At 66.0% G+C, this 17,474-nt stretch carries 20 protein-coding genes; 7 read left to right on the top strand and 13 right to left on the bottom strand.

The window, feature by feature from the left end:
- Positions 1-69 precede the first annotated feature (69 nt).
- Positions 70-1,197, top strand: a complete 1,128-nt coding sequence (locus tag N2K95_RS15220) for a serine hydrolase domain-containing protein (RefSeq protein WP_260652234.1) — start codon at positions 70-72, stop codon at positions 1,195-1,197.
- 36 nt (positions 1,198-1,233) lie between these two features.
- Here N2K95_RS15220 and N2K95_RS15215 read toward each other — a convergent pair whose 3' ends face one another.
- The 3 genes from N2K95_RS15215 to N2K95_RS15205 all read right to left on the bottom strand — a co-directional run bounded on the left by N2K95_RS15215 (position 1,234) and on the right by N2K95_RS15205 (position 2,998).
- Positions 1,234-1,962 carry a GAF and ANTAR domain-containing protein gene (locus tag N2K95_RS15215; protein ID WP_260652233.1) on the bottom strand — a complete coding sequence of 243 codons (729 nt, stop codon included), beginning with the start codon at positions 1,960-1,962 and terminating at the stop codon, positions 1,234-1,236.
- A gap of 66 nt (positions 1,963-2,028) precedes the next feature.
- Entirely contained in the window at positions 2,029-2,358 is a 330-nt protein-coding gene (locus N2K95_RS15210; RefSeq protein ID WP_260652232.1) for a hypothetical protein, read from the bottom strand.
- An 85-nt stretch (positions 2,359-2,443) separates the two neighbouring features.
- Entirely contained in the window at positions 2,444-2,998 is a 555-nt protein-coding gene (locus N2K95_RS15205; protein WP_260652231.1) for a hypothetical protein, read from the bottom strand.
- Between the two features lie 399 nt (positions 2,999-3,397).
- Here N2K95_RS15205 and N2K95_RS15200 point away from each other — a divergent pair, with 399 nt between their 5' ends.
- The 3 genes from N2K95_RS15200 to N2K95_RS15190 all read left to right on the top strand — a co-directional run bounded on the left by N2K95_RS15200 (position 3,398) and on the right by N2K95_RS15190 (position 5,158).
- A complete protein-coding gene (locus N2K95_RS15200; RefSeq protein ID WP_260652230.1) occupies positions 3,398-3,772 on the top strand; it encodes a hypothetical protein in 375 nt (124 codons plus the stop codon).
- A 245-nt stretch (positions 3,773-4,017) separates the two neighbouring features.
- Positions 4,018-4,260: a hypothetical protein gene (locus tag N2K95_RS15195; RefSeq protein WP_260652229.1), complete on the top strand. Its 243-nt coding sequence runs from the start codon at positions 4,018-4,020 to the stop codon at positions 4,258-4,260.
- 94 nt (positions 4,261-4,354) lie between these two features.
- Positions 4,355-5,158, top strand: coding sequence for a MerR family transcriptional regulator (locus tag N2K95_RS15190; protein ID WP_260652228.1), 804 nt, complete (start codon positions 4,355-4,357; stop codon positions 5,156-5,158).
- A 47-nt stretch (positions 5,159-5,205) separates the two neighbouring features.
- Here N2K95_RS15190 and N2K95_RS15185 read toward each other — a convergent pair whose 3' ends face one another.
- Complete coding sequence (locus N2K95_RS15185) at positions 5,206-5,958, bottom strand: glucose 1-dehydrogenase (RefSeq protein WP_260652227.1); 753 nt, start codon at positions 5,956-5,958, stop codon at positions 5,206-5,208.
- 165 nt (positions 5,959-6,123) lie between these two features.
- On the opposite strand from N2K95_RS15185, the gene N2K95_RS15180 reads away from it, so the two are divergent.
- The gene (locus tag N2K95_RS15180) at positions 6,124-6,525 is read left to right on the top strand and encodes a VOC family protein (RefSeq protein ID WP_260652226.1); all 402 of its coding nucleotides are present in this window, start codon (positions 6,124-6,126) and stop codon (positions 6,523-6,525) included.
- 33 nt (positions 6,526-6,558) lie between these two features.
- On the opposite strand, the gene N2K95_RS15175 is transcribed toward N2K95_RS15180, so the two are convergent.
- A complete protein-coding gene (locus N2K95_RS15175; protein ID WP_260652225.1) occupies positions 6,559-7,440 on the bottom strand; it encodes a CPBP family intramembrane glutamic endopeptidase in 882 nt (293 codons plus the stop codon).
- Positions 7,441-7,836: 396 nt separating this feature from the next.
- Between N2K95_RS15175 and N2K95_RS15170 the strand changes: the two genes are divergently transcribed.
- Entirely contained in the window at positions 7,837-8,682 is an 846-nt protein-coding gene (locus N2K95_RS15170) for an aldo/keto reductase (protein ID WP_260652224.1), read from the top strand.
- On the opposite strand, the gene N2K95_RS15165 is transcribed toward N2K95_RS15170, so the two are convergent.
- Genes N2K95_RS15165 through N2K95_RS15145 form a run of 5 tightly spaced genes read right to left on the bottom strand, consistent with a single transcriptional unit; the run spans position 8,669 to position 11,546 of the window.
- A complete protein-coding gene (locus N2K95_RS15165; RefSeq protein ID WP_255791122.1) occupies positions 8,669-9,235 on the bottom strand; it encodes a hypothetical protein in 567 nt (188 codons plus the stop codon). The two genes, N2K95_RS15170 and N2K95_RS15165, sit on opposite strands and share 14 nt — an antisense overlap.
- Positions 9,232-9,480, bottom strand: a complete 249-nt coding sequence (locus N2K95_RS15160) for a hypothetical protein (RefSeq protein WP_260652223.1) — start codon at positions 9,478-9,480, stop codon at positions 9,232-9,234. The genes N2K95_RS15165 and N2K95_RS15160 overlap by 4 nt, the downstream gene beginning before the upstream one ends.
- A 31-nt stretch (positions 9,481-9,511) precedes the next feature.
- Positions 9,512-9,856, bottom strand: coding sequence for a hypothetical protein (locus tag N2K95_RS15155; RefSeq protein WP_260652222.1), 345 nt, complete (start codon positions 9,854-9,856; stop codon positions 9,512-9,514).
- A 58-nt stretch (positions 9,857-9,914) separates the two neighbouring features.
- Positions 9,915-10,526: a hypothetical protein gene (locus N2K95_RS15150; RefSeq protein WP_260652221.1), complete on the bottom strand. Its 612-nt coding sequence runs from the start codon at positions 10,524-10,526 to the stop codon at positions 9,915-9,917.
- A gap of 57 nt (positions 10,527-10,583) precedes the next feature.
- Positions 10,584-11,546, bottom strand: coding sequence for an alpha/beta hydrolase (locus N2K95_RS15145; protein ID WP_260652220.1), 963 nt, complete (start codon positions 11,544-11,546; stop codon positions 10,584-10,586).
- Positions 11,547-11,746: 200 nt separating this feature from the next.
- Between N2K95_RS15145 and N2K95_RS15140 the strand changes: the two genes are divergently transcribed.
- The gene (locus N2K95_RS15140) at positions 11,747-14,161 is read left to right on the top strand and encodes an excinuclease ABC subunit UvrA (RefSeq protein ID WP_260652219.1); all 2,415 of its coding nucleotides are present in this window, start codon (positions 11,747-11,749) and stop codon (positions 14,159-14,161) included.
- A 40-nt stretch (positions 14,162-14,201) separates the two neighbouring features.
- Here N2K95_RS15140 and N2K95_RS15135 read toward each other — a convergent pair whose 3' ends face one another.
- The 3 genes from N2K95_RS15135 to N2K95_RS15125 all read right to left on the bottom strand — a co-directional run bounded on the left by N2K95_RS15135 (position 14,202) and on the right by N2K95_RS15125 (position 17,417).
- Positions 14,202-15,638 carry a DUF2252 domain-containing protein gene (locus N2K95_RS15135; protein ID WP_260652218.1) on the bottom strand — a complete coding sequence of 479 codons (1,437 nt, stop codon included), beginning with the start codon at positions 15,636-15,638 and terminating at the stop codon, positions 14,202-14,204.
- Between the two features lie 179 nt (positions 15,639-15,817).
- Positions 15,818-16,159, bottom strand: coding sequence for a YnfA family protein (locus N2K95_RS15130; RefSeq protein WP_260652217.1), 342 nt, complete (start codon positions 16,157-16,159; stop codon positions 15,818-15,820).
- Between the two features lie 52 nt (positions 16,160-16,211).
- Complete coding sequence (locus N2K95_RS15125; protein WP_260652216.1) at positions 16,212-17,417, bottom strand: low temperature requirement protein A; 1,206 nt, start codon at positions 17,415-17,417, stop codon at positions 16,212-16,214.
- Positions 17,418-17,474: the final 57 nt, after the last annotated feature.

The raw sequence follows: 17,474 nt of genomic DNA, 5'->3' as shown, positions 1-17,474 counted from the left end.
AATCCCCCGTAAAGAGCACGGGACCCCCATCCGTTGACGCGCTCCGCCGCACAAGCGGACAGTAGAAGCATGCCAGGCATCGCCGCACCCCTCTGGGACAGGCTGACCGAGACCGTCCAATCGGGCTGGTGCCCGGGACTGGTGGCAGGCGTTCGGATCAACGGGCAGACCGAAATCTTCGCCACCGGGTCGCTGGGACTCGACCAGTCCGATCCGATGGCCGAGGACACCCCGTTCCGCATTTCCTCACTGAGTAAGCTGATCGGCGGCGCCCTGGCCATGAGCCTGGTGGGCGACGGTACGCTCGGGCTGGATGACGAGGCCGGCCGCTGGCTGCCGGGACTCGCGAACCTGCGGGTGCTGGCCACCCCGGACGCGCCTTTGACGCTGACGGTCCCGGCCCGCGGCCCCGTCACGGTGCGTCACCTGCTGACCTTCACCGCCGGGCTCGGCGTCGACCTCGATCCGACCCCCTATGTGGCGGCAACCCAGGATTTCCTCTGGGGCCCCAACCCGCCGGACATGACTCCCGAGGAGTATCTGACCCGGCTCGGCAGCCTGCCGCTGGCCTATCAGCCGGGGGAGCGCTGGATGTACCACTCCAGCGCGGACGTGCTTTCCGTCCTGCTCGCGGCAGCTGCCGTCACGCCCCTGGACCAGCTGGTGCAGGAACGGATCAGCGAACCGTTCGGGCTGACTGGCACGGGGTTCCCCACTGGCACCGAACATTTCCCCGTGGTGTACGCAGCGAACGACGACGGCGGGCTGTTCGAGGCGGTGTCGTACCGGGACGCACTGGCGGGCCCGCCGAAGTTCGCGTCCCTGGGCGGCGGCCTGGTCTCCACCGTGCCGGACTTCCTGCGCTTCCTCGCCGGGCTCGCGGATGACACGGTGCTGCCCGCTGAGCTGCGGCGCGAAATGACCGCGGATCAGCTGACCTCCCCGCAGCAGGTCGGCGTGGCTGAAGTGGCCGGCCCGGACGAGTCCTGGGGATTCATGACCGCCGTGCAGACCGGACGCGGGGCGCCTTGGTCCGAGCCGGGCATGTGGGGCTGGGCAGGCGGATCCGGGACCAGCGCCGCCGTCTATCCCAACGGGGACATCGGCGTCGTCTTCACCCAGCGGTTCCTGAGCAGCCCGCAGGAGCATTTCGATTACTTCTGGAAACCGTTCGGGGAGGTGCGGGGGAATCTGTAATCCGCGCCGCCCGGCGCCGCTTGCCTGCCCGGCCTGTTAGGCGAAGTGGGTTGCCACCTTGGCCGCCGTCACCGATTCAACCAGCCGTTCGGCCAGGGCACGCAGCTTGATGTTCTGGTGGCTCGACGCGCGGCTGAGGATGGCAAAGGCCTCCTCCTGGCTGCAGCGGTTCTGGCCGGCAACGATGCCGACGGCAACGTCGATGGCGGTCCGGGATTCCATCGCCTTACGCAGATTCTCGCTGACGTCCTGGTGGTTCGCGATCTGAACGGCAACCTGCAGCGTCACGGCCGCTTCCGCTGCATAGTCCTCAACAGCTCGCACGAAATCATCGGTGAAGATGCCGGTGCTCTTGCCATAGAGGTTCAGGGCCGCGCCGCCGTCGTCACCAATGAGCAGGGGTACGGCGAGCATGGAATAACAGCCAAGGCCATGGATGGCCTCGAAATACTCGATCCAGCGGGAACCGGTGCGGGTGTCCGCCACCAGCGTCAGTTCTCCGCTCTCCGCTGCGTATAGGCACGGTCCGTCGCCGTAGCCGTACTGGAGTTCATCGAGCTTATTGGCCTCGTTGCTGCTGCTGGCCACGGTCTGGGCGTGTTTTTCCCGCTTCAGGGTGATGCTGCAGAGCAGCTGGTTCGGGTCGCTGAAAAGTTCAGCAGCCTGCCCGGCGAAGGCTTCAAGAAAAAGCTCCATGCCCGGGTTGTCCAGAATGAGTTGCTGCAGCTGTGCCGCAACTGAGGTTCCACGAGTAAGGGCTGTCATTGCAACAGCTTACCCAAAAGGCACCTCCGCCTTTCTGCCGAGCGGTCCCCGGCGTATTCGGATGGATTACTTGATGCAGACTTCGTCAATCTGGGCCTCGGCCTCATCAAAGTCGGCTTCCAGCTCGGACATGCGTTCCGTATCCGATTCATTTTTGGCTGCTGCTTCCACGTAATCCAAGACGGCTTTAGTCGGCTTCCGCAGCTCCCTGGAAGCCCGAGCTTCGATGGGCTTGAACCCCTCATAGAGTGTTTCAGGCTCCCAGGACAACGAGCTGGCCAAAACAAGGTCACTGATTTCCTGGCAGGTCTCCTCAGTGGACATCCGGGAGTCCGAACATGCCGAGGTGCCGAGCATTCCTGCCGCAAGGACGGCGGCGGCCATTTTCTTCTTCAATCCGGGTTACTCCTCTACGCGGTTGATTCTTCCTGCGACACCAGGGGCACTAATAGCATTCGGGCTGATTCTGCACGTACGCTGTTTAGCCTGCCGTTTGGCGGAGGGACAGGAGCATGGTCTTGACTGCCTGGTATTCCGGCGTCGCGATGTAGGCCTCGTACGCTGCCGCACCGCCGACTGCCGACAGCTCGGGGTCCAGACCGATCAGGGTCTCCGAGCCGTCTATCCATCGGGAGAATGACGCGCCCGTGGCTGCGTCCAGGTCAAAGCCGCGCAGCCATCCGTGATCGGAGCCTGCCGCGAGGTTGTTGATGCTCATCACCGCTCCGGTCACATCGGTATTGGGATTGTAGACAACCTGGAAGTTGAAGGCGTTGACCGAGTCCGCAAAGACCAACGGCAGCTGGTCTGCGGGCATCTCCTGATAGTCCAGTTCGGTTGGCTGCGAGGGGCTCATCATGGCCGCGTCGTGCACGCCCGGGTATCCGGTGCTGAGGGTCGCCATGGTTCGGCCCGCGCCGTCAAGAACACTAACCGCTTGTCCTGCACCCACCGCAGGAGGAGGTACGTCAACCACGGTCCAGTCCGCAGGATGCTCAAACTCGAGCACGCCGTCCGCCGTCGTATACGTCTTCATCTGTGCAGTCGGCTCGGACGACGGCGTAGGTGAAGGCTCTTTGGCGGGCTGCGACGTTGGAGAGTCAGCAGCGGGCTGGCTGGACGGAGCAGACGGAGCGGAGGCTGGCTCAGTTGAGCCGCACCCGCCCAGAACCAGGGCACCGACCAAAATAGCTCCGGCTTTCGCGGACTTATACATTAATTTCCCCCATATTTGCAGTCCGGGCGTTAGGCCGCAGACCAAAACCGATGTCCGGCATTGGCGCCTGCCCGACAGGGGAAGGGTCTCACAACTCTGCGGCTTCGCCGGGGATGCGGGCGGCTGTCCATCGTCATGTAGCCTTCTTCCGCCGGGGCATCATCAACCACCAGCCCCCCGACGAACGGAATTCCGCAACACCGTAGAAACGAGTCTCCAGTGTCCACCTCCCACTCCGCCCCGCAGGACGAGCAGTATCCCTACCCTTCAACGGCCGAAGGGAAACCGTCGACCGCACTGCCGCCCTATCCGGGGTCGGTCCAGCGGCCCGGCGGGCGGGCTGAAGGGGAGCGCTTTAAGAACCAGTCACTCCTTTTTGGGGTGCTTGCCCTGTTTGTGGCCGGCCTCGTGCTTGCGCCATTCGCCATTTACTACGCCCGAAAGGCGGAGGAACTGGAGGTGCCGGCAACTGCGGGCAAGGTACTCGGCTGGGTCACCGTGGTCATCTACGCGATTTACGCGGCCCTCTTCCAGACGTTGATCTACTTCCTTATCCTCGCCTCGCTCACCGGCTACGGGGACGGAGCCATCTAGGCGAACGGCCGTCTGCCCCCCGGCTCGGGTAAAAGCCTTACGATGATCGGAATCAGCACCGAAGAGGAGAGGCCCACGTGTCCGCATCGAACTCCGCGCCACAGGAGCATGCCCAACCACACCCGGGGGCGTATTCGGGTGGTTACCCGGGGGCGCCGCCGCCGTATCCCGGGTTTATAGATCCCGGGTACGCAGGTTCCGTTCCCCGGGAGCGCACTCCCGGGGAACACCTTGCACAGCAGGCAATGATTCTTGGAGCTGTGGGCTTGTTCGCGGCAGGCATCATTCTTGGCCCGCTCGCCATTTACTACGCCCGAAAGGCCGAGAAGCTGAACGCACCGGCGACTGCCGGAAAGGTGCTCGGCTGGATCACTACAATCCTCAACGTCACGGGATTGGCATTGTTCCTCTACTTTTCCTGGGTGGTGCTCGATTTCATCCTGTACAGCGAGCCCAATGATGTATGGGGTGGCGGCCTCGCGACCTGACCAGGGCGGTGTGCCGTGGTGTTCGCACTGCAGGGGAAAATCATTTCGGCGTGAAACTTGACCCTGACACAGTGGCAGGCAGGAGAACTGAGACATGTTATCCATCGGAGCCTTCGCGCAGATCGGCCAGGTGACCCACCGCATGCTGCGGCACTGGGACACCGCCGGACTGCTCGTACCGGCCCACGTGAACGAGTTCAGCGGCTACCGCTCCTACGATCCCTCCCAGCTGGAACGGCTGCACCGGATTGTTGCCCTCCGTCAGCTCGGCTTCGGCCTGGAGGAAGTTGCCTCCATTCTCGACGCAGGAGTCGACGCCGCCCGGATCGCCCAGATGCTCCGCATCCGGCGGGCCGAGGTGGAGAGCGAACAGCGGACGGCGGCCGCGCGGCTCCTCGACGTGGAACGGCGGCTCCACCTCATTGAAAAGGAAAATGCCATGTCCCAGATCGAAATTGTGCAGAAGTCACTGCCCGCGGTCCGTTTGGCCGCCCGCACCGCCGTTGTCTCCGAACAGGCTGAAGTGGCCGGCGTCGTCGGGCCGTTGTTCGACGCCGTCGCGGATGCGCTGGCACCCACCGGCGCATCCCTGGATCAGCCGGTCGCCCAGTACGAGGTGAGCGAAGACGGTATGCAGATCGTGGCCGGGTATGCCGTCTCCTCTGCCGGTCCCGGCGGCGTGGAGATGGTGGATCTGCCGTCCGTCCCGACGGCCATCTGCGGTATCCACCTTGGCACCATGGACCGCATCGGGGAAAGCTGGCAGGCCGTGCACACGGAGACCATTGCCCGCGGCTTTGTGCTCTCCGGCCCGTGCCGCGAGGTGTATATCCGTGCAGCCTCCGATGACCAGGCGGACTGGGTCACGGAGCTGCAGCAGCCCGTCCAGCCGGCGTAGGGGGCCCCGGACCGGCACCGGGTGCCGGTCCGGGGAACACTGCAGGTTTAGACGTTGTAGATCTTCCCGGCGGTGATCCCGCCGTCGACCACGAACTCCGCGCCGGTGGAGAAGCTGGACTCGTCGCTGGCGAGGAAGAGGACAACGCTGGTGACCTCCTCCGGCGCGGCCGGTCGGGTGAGGGTGGTTTCAGTGAAGTCGATCGGCTTCTGCCTACCCATCACGGCGGTCATCGGGGTCTGGATGGACCCCGGGTGCACCGAATTGACCCGCACGTGGGACGCGGCCAGCTCCAGTGCGGCCGACTTCGTCAGGCCGCGCAGACCGAACTTCGACGCCGTGTAACCGTGCATACCGGCGATGCCCTCGAGCCCGGCGGTGGAGGAAATGTTAATGACCGACGCCGGCGCGGACGCCTTCAGCGCCTCAACGGCTGCGGACATGCCCAGGAAGGGGCCGGTCAGGTTGATGTCCAGCGCCCGCTGCCAGCGCTCCGCCGGGTACTGGCCGAGCGGACCGCCGTCGAGGATGCCGGCGTTGTTCACCAGGATGTTGAGCCCGCCGAAGGTATCCAGGGTGGCTGCCACGGCGGCGGCCCAGTCCTCGGCGCTGGTGACGTTCAGATGAACGTAGCGGGCTGCGTCGCCCAGTTCCGCGGCCAGGGCGGCACCGGCGTCGTCGTTGATGTCCGCGATCATCACCTTGGCGCCTTCACGCACGAAAGCCCGCGCGTGGGAGGCGCCCATCCCGCTGGCTGCGCCGGTAATCAGGGCTACTTTGTCTTTGAGTCGTTCGCTCACGGTTGCATCCTCCTGGTTGGATTGCCGGTTTCCACGGCACGTTCGGTGCTGGGGTGGGGCGGGGCCCGCTTTCGATCGTACGGCGGCGGAATCGGGCAAAATCCGACGGAGGGGCCCCGTTGTGGGCAGTGTCATATCCGCAGGAAACCCAATAGGCTCCTCCCCATGGCATCCCTGATCTCCCACACATCCTTCGACAGTCTCGACGCCTACGGCCAGTCCGTGTTCTGGCGGCGGATCCTCGGCTTCCGGGAAGACCCGGAGGACCCGAACCGGCCGGGGGAGGAGGAATGCATGATTTTCTCGGAGGACGGCACGCAGCGGCTGCTGTTCATCGAGGTTCCGGACGCCAAACAGATCAAGAACCGCCTGCATCTGGACCTGAAGCCCGCGGAGGGCACCCGTGATCAGGAACTCGAGCGCCTCCTGGGGCTGGGGGCCCGCGAAGTCGACGACCGGCGCAACGCGGACGGCACCGGGTGGGTGGTGCTCGCAGATCCGGAGGGCAACGAATTCTGCATCCTGCGCAGCGATGAGGAGCGCCGGGCGACGGCGGCAGTCCTCTAACCGGCCACGTGCGGCTGGGGTGTCCGGGATTCCCTAGCGGCTCGCCGCACCTGCCACCGTTGTGGTGGAGCTATCCAGTTGCTGGTCTGTTGCTCCGAGCCGGCCCTTTGTCACGAGCGCAACGACGACCGCGGCCACAAGGACGCCGAGGCCCCACCAATTTGCGGTTTCGACCAGGGAACCGGGGAACGTGACCACCAGAACCCCGAGGAAGCCGTTCACCGATGCATGGGCCACCACGGCGGCAAGCATGCTGCCGCTTGCATTCCGGATCCAAGCCAAGACGATCGATAGTCCGATGACGACCACCACGTAGAGCAAAATTTCCGCGGCGTTGCTGCGGGGTGTGTCCCAGGTCCGCGTCAGAAACAGCGGCGCATGCCATACGGCCCAGATGATGCCCACCGCAACCGCGGCCACCAGTGGCGGATGCCGCTGCTGGAGCCTGGGCTGGGCAAAACCGCGCCAGCCCACTTCCTCCAGCCCGCCGCCAAGGAAGATGATGCCCAGGAGCTGCAGCGGGTAAATCATCAGCACGCCAGCCAAACCTTGGGAAGAGAACGAGCTCAGCGTGCCGGGCAGGAGCACCGCCCCTGCGAGCAGCAACGCGGGAATGCCAAGCAGCCCTACGCCCCACCAGCGCAGGCCCAGACGAACGTTGGTCACGCTTGCCCAGAACCGCCGGACGCCCGCGCTTCCCTCTGTTGCGCGGATGACGACGAGGGCGGCAGCGGCAGGGCCGAAGATTCCAAGGGGGTTGACCACCGCCACTACCTCAAGCGCACCCGGTATCGGCAGCACCCCCAACCCGTCCTGCCCCAGCCACCACGGACTCCACGCGATCCAGGAGAAGGCATAGGCGAGGACAAAAAAGCCCGCTATTGGATGCCGGGCAAGCAATCCCTGCTTATTCACGGGCTGGTGGTCGGCCTTTGACGTCGACGGTCTCACAAAAACAATTCCGTGAAGGAAGTATGCGCGGCGGTGTTTTCCATCAGTTTCCTTTTTTAGAGGCGGCGGAATAAATGCGGAAATACTTTTGGGTACGCACGCTACAGGTTTTATCGAAGCTTTAATGTCACCGTCCGGTGCCGAGTCCGCGCGGAGACCCTCCCGCCTGCGGTTCACCGCTTGTACCCTCGAAGGGTCGACGGCGGATCCGACTAAGCGCCGCACCCCGGTATCCACGCGGGCACCGCACCGATCCCGTTGGCCCCAGGGAGACCTCATGCAACTCGAACCGTGCAGGCCCGGCACCAAGGGCCCACGGTGCCCGGTCCTGATTTCGGATGACCTACGAGAGGAAAACCGATGGAGAACGTCACGCTGAACAACGGCGTCGAAATGCCGATCCTGGGCTTCGGCGTGTATCAGGTCCCGCCGGATGAGACCGAAGAGGCCGTAACCAATGCCCTGGCCGCGGGATACCGCTCGCTGGACACTGCCGCGGCCTACCGAAACGAAGACGCCGTGGGGCGCGCCGTGCAGAAGAGCGGTTTGGCGCGCAACGAACTGTTCATCACCACCAAGCTCTGGATCCAGGACAACGGAGAGGCCACCACCACGCGCGCCTTCGAGACTTCGCTGCAGAACCTGGGCATGGAGTATGTGGACCTGTACCTGATCCACCAGCCCTTCGGCGACGTCTACGGCGAGTGGCGGGTCATGGAACAGCTCTACAACGACGGCGCCGCCCGGGCCATCGGGGTTTCGAACTTCACCCCGGACCGGCTGATCGATCTGATCCTGCACCACGACGTGGTTCCGGCCGTGAACCAGATTGAAACCAACCCGTTCTACCAGCGGGCGGTCGAAAACCAGCTGATGACCGACCGCGGCATCCGGCATGAGTCCTGGGCGCCGTTCGCCGAGGGGAAGAACAACCTCTTCTCGGATCCCACGCTCTCGGCCGTCGGTGCCGCCCACGGGAAGTCCATCCCTCAGGTGGTGCTCCGCTGGCTGATCCAACGCGGGGTAGTGGTGATCCCGAAATCTGTCCGCCCGGACCGGATGGCGGAGAATTTCGACGTGTTCGACTTCGAGCTCAGCCCCCAGGAAATGGCATCCATCGCCGACCTCGACACCGGCAAATCCCTCTTCTTCGACCACCGGGACCCCGAGGCCGTGGCCCGGCTGAGCGGAGTCACACTGGAGTAGGTTCGGGCGCCCGCTGCAGGTCCCGCACCAGATAGAGCCACGGGAAGGACCGGCTGCCCACCTCCCAACCGTCCGTTTCGTAGTGGGAAGACGGCCGGGTCCAGAGCACGCGGCGGTGTTCCCACTGGGTGTCGGTCTGCAGCATCCGGTGCCGCAGCAGGTCGACGCCGATGGTGCGCCAACCCAGCTGCCCGGCCACCTTCAACTCGTTCATTTCGTCGAAGGCCGTGACGGGGCCGAGCCAGCGTTCCCGGGATCCCGGGGCCGGCTCCTCCTGCTGACCGCCGAAACGCTGCTGCACCGCCTGCCGGGTCATGCCGAGTTCCCGGCCGAGCGCCGCCCAGCTGACCCCCGCGCGTCGCGCTGCCGCAACCGCCCGGTGCTGCAGCTGCTGGCTGGCCTGCTCGGCGGCACCCGCCCGCGCCACCAGGGCAAGGTGGTCCGCCTCGGTGAGGTTCCCGGCGTCGTCGTAGGCGCCGAGAATCAATGCGCCGATCTGTTCCTGCAGGTCCGGGCCGGGCTGGCCGGGGTTTGTGCCGTTCCGGTCCGTCACGGCTTATCCGTCCGTTCCCGGCTGGGCAGCCAGTCGGCGCGGTCGGCACCGTTTCGTCCGCGTCCCCACCAGACATACCGCACCAGGACATAGACGCCGCAGATCATCAGCATCACCGACGCTCCGGTGAACATGCCGCCCACGAATCCGTTCAGATCGAGCCACAGATACAGCCCACCCAGGACGAAACCCAACAGGAGGAAAACTGACGCCATGGCGATCAGGTAGCTACGAGAAGTTTTCATGTGTCAATAAAAGCTTGACACGAACGGCATGTCAACAGTTTGTTGACACTTTCTTTTTCGGCTCCCGGTACCCGGGCATGGCCGATCCGCGGCGGCTAGGGTGCTGGGAATGGTGCGCCATCAGCGGTGCACTCTCCAGAAGAGGAGCGGACATGGAACGTTCGGTGCTGTCGTTGTGGTCATCCGGTTCGGTGTTGTCCATCGGATCGCAGAATTCGGTGTTGTCGATCGGCAGCGTGGGCTCCGCGTGCTCCATCGGCTCGATCGGGTCCTTCGGGTCGGCGCTGTCCATCGGATCGGCATTGTCCGCGGTGGCGGTGATGTCCTGGCTGTCCGTCGGGTCCATCATGTCTTCGCGGTCCAAGGCCGGGGTCATGGCCGCCGGAAAGGCCTAGCCCGGCGGGCGCCTCGGCTGTGAGGGTTCGGGGGCGTCGCTACAGGCTTCGGGCGGTGAGCGGCAGTGCCACCAGAACGGCTGCCGAGAACAGGACGAAGGCGCCCAGGGCCCACCCGCGCCGCGGTCCCGTGCCGCGCGCCTCCGGCGGCAGGGCGTCGTCGTCGTGAGTGCGGGCGGCCAGTGACACGAGGGCGGGGATCCACCCCCAGGCGATGCCCCAGTACGCCCCGGTGAGCAGAACCGGAGAGGCCACAGTGAAAACCCATGCCTCTTGCCCTGTCGGCCAATCGGCCAGCACCATAGCCGTGCCCAGCACCGCCGACCCCGCCACGGCAGCCAGGGCGACGGACATCCATGCTGCCAGGAACCTGGTGTGCCGCGGCGTGGCACCGGTCCTTCCGGGTGCCGGCAGGAGTGCCAGCGCGGCGGCCGCTACGGCCAGTGCGGTAAGCCCGGCCACCAGCACCCGCCCCGGATTGTCCAGCAGCACCTGGGCACGAATCGGCAGCGTGTCCGGGAAGACCAACGCGGTGAAGGCGGCCGGTAGCCGGCCGTCATTCACCAGTAACGTGTATCCCAGTCCGGACAGCAGCCAGAGAGCGGCGACGACGGCGGGTAGAAGCAGCGGTTTCACGGCAGAGTTCCCCATGCAGCGAGGGTACCCCGTCATCCTCAAGCCGGATCCGGCAGCGGAGTGTGCGGGACGTTACCGGACCCTTGCCGGTGCCAGGTGCCGCCGCAGCTCAGCGCACAACTCCGCCAACGCCTGCGGAGCGCTGCGGCACAGCCGCGGGAAGGCCAGATACCCGTGCGGCATCCCCACATAAGTGGTGACGCGGACGGCAACGCCGGCCTTGCGCAGGGCTTCGGCGTAGCGCAGCCCGTCGTCGCGGATGGGATCATGCTCGGCCACCTGGATCAGCGCCGGCGGCAGCCCGGTGTGGTCCAGCGCGAGCAGCGGCGAGGCATACGGGTTGCTGCGGTCCGCCGGATCCGGGACGTAGAGGCTGCCGTAGCGGAGGATCTCCTCTTTGGTGAGGATGGGCGCATGGGCGTTCTCCTCGATGGACGCGCTGCCCAGGGTCATATCTGTGGCGGGATAGATCAACCCCTGGAAAGCGATGGCGGGACCGGACCGGTCCCGGGACATCAGCGTCAGCACCGCTGCCAGGTTGCCTCCGGCGCTGTCGCCCACCACGGCGAGCCGGCCGGCGTCGGCCTCCCATTCATCGGCGCGGGCGGCCACCTCGAGCAGTGCGGCGTAGCAGTCCTCCGCGGCGGCGGGCCAGGGGTGCGCAGGCGCCAGCCGGTACTCGAGGGAAACGACGACGGCGCGCGCGTCCCGGGCGATGGTGCTGGCCAGCGAGTCATAGATGTCCAGGTTGCCGATGGTCCAGCCGCCGCCGTGGATCAGGACCACCAGCGGCAGTGTGCCGTCGGCATCTTTTGGCCGGTACACCCGGACGGGGATCCGGCCCCCGGCTCCCGCAGCGGTCTCGTCCTTCATTTTCACGCCGGAGGCGACGCCGCCCAGCACCCAGTCCACCACCGGATTGTGCTTGATGATGCGCTGCTGGTCGGCAAGGATCTGCTCCTCGCTCTTACGGGCAATGGAGGTCCTCGCCAGCACCTTGCCCACCAGCCGTACCCGCAGATCCAGCTTTGCCATGTTGGTGCCTTTCCGTAAATCCGGCCGGGTTAGGCCTGAATATAGTCCTCCACAGCCCGCCGCGCCGGGCGGCGGGCAGGCGGCGCCGTCGTCGTTCCGGATAACCGTTGCCGCGCCCGGGGCAACCGGGCAGAATCAGACCGACGGTTTGACGGCACGGAGGACGCATTCGGGCGGCACCGCGGACAGATGGAGCGGCAATGAGCACGGACACCACGGCCGGGACAGGCACGCGCGGCGGCACCGGTCCCGGGCAGGGAGCGCATGCAGCGGACAGCCACGACGTGATCCGCGTGCAGGGGGCGCGGGTGAACAACCTGCGGGACATCAGCATCGAGATCCCCAAACGGCGGCTGACGGTGTTCACCGGGGTGTCCGGCTCCGGCAAGAGTTCACTGGTGTTCGGCACCGTGGCCGCCGAATCCCAGCGGCTGATCAACGAAACCTACAGTGCGTTTGTGCAGGGCTTTATGCCCGCACTCGCCCGCCCGGAGGTGGACCTGCTGGAGGGGCTGACCACGGCGATCATCGTGGATCAGGAGCGGATGGGGTCGAACCCGCGCTCCACGGTCGGCACCGCCACGGACGCCAACGCGATGCTGCGGATCCTGTTCAGCCGGCTGGGGAAACCCTCCATCGGTCCGCCCAACGCGTATTCCTTCAACGTTCCGTCCGTGAAGGCGTCCGGTGCCATTACGGTGGAGCGCGGCGACGGCAAGACCCGGGCGGAGAAGGCCACCTATAACCGGCTCGGCGGCATGTGCCCGCGCTGCGAGGGCACCGGGGCGGTCACCGACTTCGACCTCACGGCCCTGTATGACGACGCGAAATCGCTCTCCGAGGGCGCGATCACCGTGCCCGGCTACAGCATGGAGGGCTGGTTCGGGCGGATCTACGCAGGTTCCGGGTTCTTCAACATGGACAAGCCGATCGCAAAGTTCACTAAGCGCGAGCTGCACGACCTGCTCTACAAGGAGCCCGTCAAAATCAAGGTGGAGGGCATCAACCTCACCTATGAAGGCCTCATCCCCAAGATCTCCAAGTCCATGCTGTCCAAGGACCCCGAAGCAATGCAGCCGCACATCCGCGCCTTCGTGGACCGGGCCATCACCTTCAGTACCTGCCCCGAATGCGACGGCACCCGGATCAGTCCCGAGGCACGTTCCTCGAAGATCGACGGCGTCAACATCGCCGACGTCTGCGCCATGCAGATCAGCGACCTCGCCGGCTGGGTCCGCGGGCTGAAGGAACCCTCGGTGGCTCCGCTGCTGACCGGCCTGCAGCACCTGCTGGACGCGTTTGCGGAAATCGGGCTGGGCTACCTGTCCCTGGACCGGCCCTCGGGCACCCTCTCCGGCGGCGAATCGCAGCGGACCAAGATGATCCGGCACCTGGGCTCCTCGCTCACCGACGTCACCTACGTCTTCGACGAGCCAACCATCGGCCTGCATCCGCACGACATCGCCCGGATGAACCAGCTCCTGCTGCAGCTGCGGGACAAGGGCAACACCGTACTGGTGGTGGAGCACAAGCCCGAAACCATCGGCATTGCGGACCACGTGGTGGACCTGGGACCCGGCGCCGGCACCGACGGCGGCACGGTCACCTTCGAGGGCCCGCTCGCCGGACTGCGGGACAGCGGTACGCTGACCGGCCGGCACCTGGGGGACCGGGCGCGGCTCAAGGAGTCGGTGCGGCCGTCGTCGTCGTCCCTGCAGGTGCGCGCCGCCGCCACCAACAACCTGCGCGACGTCGACGTCGACATTCCGCTGGGCGTGCTGGTGGCGCTCACCGGGGTGGCCGGCTCCGGCAAGAGCTCGCTGATCACCGGGTCGGTCTCCGGCAGGGAGGGCGTGGTGACGGTGGACCAGAGCCCGATCCGCGGCTCCCGGCGCAGCAATCCGGCCACCTACACCGGCCTGCTGGAACCGATCCGGAAGGCGTTCGCGAAGGCCAACGGGGTGAAGCCCGCCCTGTTCTCCTCCAACTCCGAGGGGGCCTGCCCGGCCTGCAACGGCGCCGGCGTCATTTATACCGAGCTGGGCGTGATGGCCACGGTGGAATCGGTCTGCGAGGACTGCGAGGGCCGCCGCTTCCAGGCCTCGGTGCTGGAATACCGGCTGGGCGGCAAGGACATTGCGGAGGTGCTGGCTTTGTCGGTCACCGATGCTGAGGCCTTTTTCGCCGAGGGGGAGGCCGCCACCCCGGCCGCGCATCGGATCCTGGGCCAGCTCGCCGACGTCGGGCTCGGGTATCTGCACCTGGGCCAGCCGCTGACCACCCTGTCCGGCGGGGAGCGGCAGCGGCTGAAGCTGGCCACGAACATGGGCGGCAAGGGCGGTATTTACGTGCTGGACGAGCCGACCACCGGCCTGCACCTGGCCGACGTCGAACAGCTCCTGGCCCTGCTGGACCGGCTGGTGGATGCGGGGAAGTCGGTGATCGTGATCGAGCATCACCAGGCCGTGATGGCGCATGCGGACTGGATCATTGACCTGGGTCCCGGCGCCGGGCGCGACGGCGGGCGGATCGTGTTCGAGGGGACACCGGCGGATCTGGTGGCGGATGCGTCCACGCTGACCGGGGAGCATCTGGCGGAGTACGTGGCGGGATGAGGTTCGCTGCCGGGTTCTCCTCAAGAAGCCGGGCTCCGGGCTAGACCCCTTCAACCGCGGGCAGCCGCCCGGAACGTACCGCGTCCGCGAAGGTCCGGTAGTCCTGCTCGTTCTGATCTGCGTACCGCTCGCAGAAGTCGGTGACTGAGTTATCGAACTTCTCGCTCTTGCCCAGATAGGCGGCAATCGCGATCGGGTCTCCTGATCTGGCGTGGGCCCGGGCCAGGGTCCAGCCGCAGGTGCGTGCGTAAAACTGCATCCCGCGGGGTTTCATCGTTTCCACGACTACCGAGCCCTTCATATCCCGCAGCTGGCGCCAGTACAGGTACCGGTTTTCCTGCACTCCCTTGGTCCAGCCCAGGAAAATATCGCTGGCGGCCTGCATCCTTCGCTGGCCCTGCACCACGCGCTGGCCCGGCTGGCGGTATCTGCTTTTGGGCAGGTGGTCCTCAAGAACCGACCGTGTTGCTTCCTTGACCTGCAGGAACAGCGGGTCGTCTGCATCGCGGCCCTGAAGCAACGCGATGAAGCCCCGGGTGCCGACGCTGCCCACACCCACCACCTTGCGGGCGATATCGACGATTTCGAAGCGCTCGAGGAGGTGGCGCCGGTCGTCCTGCAACGTGGCCCGGTAGGAGCGGAGCTGTTCGCGGGATTCCTCCCACATCTGATCCGCGGATAAACCGAAAGAATCACCGAACTCCCTGAGCGGAATGACGATCGGTGGCTGGCTGACGATTCGGTACTTCCCGTCCACGAGCTCAGCCAGCTTGGCGAGTGCCTGCAGGCTGTCCCGGGAACGCGCCTTCCGGGCGGTCTTCTCCGCCGTCTTGCCCATCTGCTTCGCCGCCTTTTTGGCCGCCTTGCCCTTGCCGGTGTCCGCCCCCAGCTGGATCGTTGACAAAATATCCTGCTCCGTCAGGCGCGCGTACCAGATGTCCAGGGTTCCCATTTGGGCGAACTCGCGCATGGCTTCGCGGTAAGCCCGAACCGCGGCAAGGGTTGCCGAACGCGCCTCTTCGTCGGTGAAGGAGTTGTTCCTGGCCGCAATGGTGAAACTCGCGGCCATCCGCAGCACGTCGTACTCGAACGGCCCCGGAAGTGTTTCGTCGAAGTCATTCAGGTCGAACAGCAGAGTGCGCTCGGGTGAGGCGAATACCCCGAAGTTCGACAAATGGGCGTCGCCGCACAGCTGGGTGGTCAGGCCGGATCGAGGGGTGTCCTTGAGATCGGCGGCCATGATCTTGGCTGCACCCCGGTAGAAGGTCAACGGAGAATCAAGCATCCGGCCGTGACGCACCGGCACGAGGTCCGGATCGCGGGTGAGGTTCTGTTCTTCGAGGAGGGCGACGGGGTCCGGGCGGACGGGCGCCGGAACCCAGCCCTGGTGGGCGGAGACGGGTGTTGCCTGTCGGCGATCCTTGCCAACTGCCACACGGTCCGCAACGCTCGGGTGCTGAACCTCGATACTGCCCATGATCGGCGCTCTCTGCAGCGGCTTGTTGCGCCGTCCGGCAGGTCTCGCGGGGGTCGGACTCTGTACGGCGGCCGACGTCCACAGAATAGCCGATTGGCCTCCCCGAGGGGATGGGTCCGGGGTCCGGAAGATTGGACGCCGCCGTCTTCCCGGGCCAATCCCGGGGCTCCTGAGATCATTTAGGACAGCGGGCTGCGGGGCGCGAACATGATCACGGCGACGCCCACGAGGCAGATCAGCGAGCCAACGATGTCCCAGCGGTCGGGCCGGAAACCGTCGAAGACCATGCCCCAGGCCAGCGACCCGGCCACGAACACTCCGCCGTACGCCGCCAGAATCCGGCCGAAGTGGGCGTCCGGCTGCAGCGTGGCGACAAACCCGTAGGCGCCCAGAGCCATCACTCCCAGGCCGGCCCACCACCACGCCCGGTCCTCCCGCACGGACTGCCAGACCAGCCAGGCCCCGCCGATTTCGGCGGCAGCGGCCAGCAGGAACAACAGGATGGTTTTTGCAACGGTCATGGCCTCCATCCTGCCGCAGATCGGCAAACCGGCAGGAAGCATCAGCCCCGGGTCAGGCCGCGTGCGCACCACGTACGCGGTTCCGGACCTCGCGGTAGAGCAGGCTCTCTACGGCAACCAGCGCCGCGATCAGTGCGGTGACGAGGAGAAGCGCCGCCAGGGAGGTCAACGGCGGAGCAGCGGCTATCAGGACCAGCATCAGCACAGCCGTGCCCAGCCGCCACTTCTTCCAGCCGCCGCCCATCCTCCGCCAGAAGCCCGCGCTGGCGAGCAGGTACAGTGCCGGTCCGCCGAACAACGCGAAAGCCCCGACGCGGTCCATGGTCTTGCCCTCCTCCACATGGGCCAGCGCGTCCTCCACGCCCAGGGCCGTGAGGACAATGCCGGCCACGAGGGGCAGATGCAGGTAGGTGTACGCGACGACGGCGGCCGACGACCGGACGGATCCGCGCAGTGCGGCGAAACGGTGTTCGGCAGCTACTGCCGTGACGTCGAAGTAGAGCCACCAGAGCCCGATGGACAAGCAGATACCTGCCGCCGCACCGGCAAGCACCGGGATGCTGACGGGCACCTCGGAGGCGCCCACGCCGATGGAGACGATGGATTCGCCGAGAGCGAGGATGATGACGAGGCCGTACCGCTCGGTCCAGTGCGCCGCCGAATGGACCCGCCAGTTCCCGTGCCAGGAGATGAGGAAAGTGATGCCGGTGTCCAGCGCCATGCCGGCGAGCCAGAACCAGGTCTGCGCGGTTCCGCCCAGCAGCGCCCCGGTGATGACCAGCGCCGCTCCCAGGGTGGCGGTGACGGTCAGCTTGGCTACCTGGCGGCGCAGCGGATGATCGTTTCCGGCCGCATACACGTACAGCCCCAGGTGCAGGATCCGGACCGCGGTGTATGCCAGGGCAAGGACCAGCGGACCGTCGAGGCCGCCGTCGAGGTCTTTGAAGGCCTCGGGGATGGCCAGTGCGGCAATGAAAATGGCCACCATGACGGCGGACAGGCCGAACCGCATGAGTCCTTCATCGGCGTGTGCCTGGTTGGCGAGCCAGGAGAAGGGCGCCCAGGACCACCACAACAGGGTCAGGATGACCATCCCCTGCAGCACCCCCAGGAACGAATACTCATGCACCATAAAGCCGGTGGCCTGGGTGAAGGCGAACACGAACACCAGGTCGAAGAAGAGTTCAAAGGTGGTGACCCGGTGCGTTTCGTCCGAAATGCGAGCCGCAGGAAGCGGCGGGCGCGGCAGATGCGGCATGGCACAAAGAATAGAAGTCCGCGGCCCAGGCCAGAAGACGATGCGGGCGGAAAGCCG

This window comes from Arthrobacter zhaoxinii, from assembly GCF_025244925.1.
Taxonomy (GTDB): Bacteria; Actinomycetota; Actinomycetes; order Actinomycetales; family Micrococcaceae; genus Arthrobacter_B; species Arthrobacter_B zhaoxinii.
Note: the sequence above shows the minus strand (reverse complement) of the source record. Positions and strands in the feature narration are given on the sequence as shown.

Excerpts from the sequence above, each read along its gene's own strand:
- N2K95_RS15150 (WP_260652221.1), bottom strand. The coding sequence starts at position 10,526 with ATGGGGAACTCTGCCGTGAAACCGCTGCTTCTACCCGCCGTCGTCGCC.
- N2K95_RS15180 (WP_260652226.1), top strand. The coding sequence starts at position 6,124 with ATGGCATCCCTGATCTCCCACACATCCTTCGACAGTCTCGACGCCTAC.
- N2K95_RS15215 (WP_260652233.1), bottom strand. The coding sequence starts at position 1,962 with ATGACAGCCCTTACTCGTGGAACCTCAGTTGCGGCACAGCTGCAGCAA.
- N2K95_RS15155 (WP_260652222.1), bottom strand. The coding sequence starts at position 9,856 with ATGACCCCGGCCTTGGACCGCGAAGACATGATGGACCCGACGGACAGC.
- N2K95_RS15145 (WP_260652220.1), bottom strand. The coding sequence starts at position 11,546 with ATGGCAAAGCTGGATCTGCGGGTACGGCTGGTGGGCAAGGTGCTGGCG.
- N2K95_RS15140 (WP_260652219.1), top strand. The coding sequence starts at position 11,747 with ATGAGCACGGACACCACGGCCGGGACAGGCACGCGCGGCGGCACCGGT.
- N2K95_RS15170 (WP_260652224.1), top strand. The coding sequence starts at position 7,837 with ATGGAGAACGTCACGCTGAACAACGGCGTCGAAATGCCGATCCTGGGC.
- N2K95_RS15190 (WP_260652228.1), top strand. The coding sequence starts at position 4,355 with ATGTTATCCATCGGAGCCTTCGCGCAGATCGGCCAGGTGACCCACCGC.
- N2K95_RS15130 (WP_260652217.1), bottom strand. The coding sequence starts at position 16,159 with ATGACCGTTGCAAAAACCATCCTGTTGTTCCTGCTGGCCGCTGCCGCC.
- N2K95_RS15160 (WP_260652223.1), bottom strand. The coding sequence starts at position 9,480 with ATGAAAACTTCTCGTAGCTACCTGATCGCCATGGCGTCAGTTTTCCTC.
- N2K95_RS15205 (WP_260652231.1), bottom strand. The coding sequence starts at position 2,998 with ATGAAGACGTATACGACGGCGGACGGCGTGCTCGAGTTTGAGCATCCT.
- N2K95_RS15125 (WP_260652216.1), bottom strand. The coding sequence starts at position 17,417 with ATGCCGCATCTGCCGCGCCCGCCGCTTCCTGCGGCTCGCATTTCGGAC.
- N2K95_RS15135 (WP_260652218.1), bottom strand. The coding sequence starts at position 15,638 with ATGGGCAGTATCGAGGTTCAGCACCCGAGCGTTGCGGACCGTGTGGCA.
- N2K95_RS15195 (WP_260652229.1), top strand. The coding sequence starts at position 4,018 with ATGATTCTTGGAGCTGTGGGCTTGTTCGCGGCAGGCATCATTCTTGGC.
- N2K95_RS15220 (WP_260652234.1), top strand. The coding sequence starts at position 70 with ATGCCAGGCATCGCCGCACCCCTCTGGGACAGGCTGACCGAGACCGTC.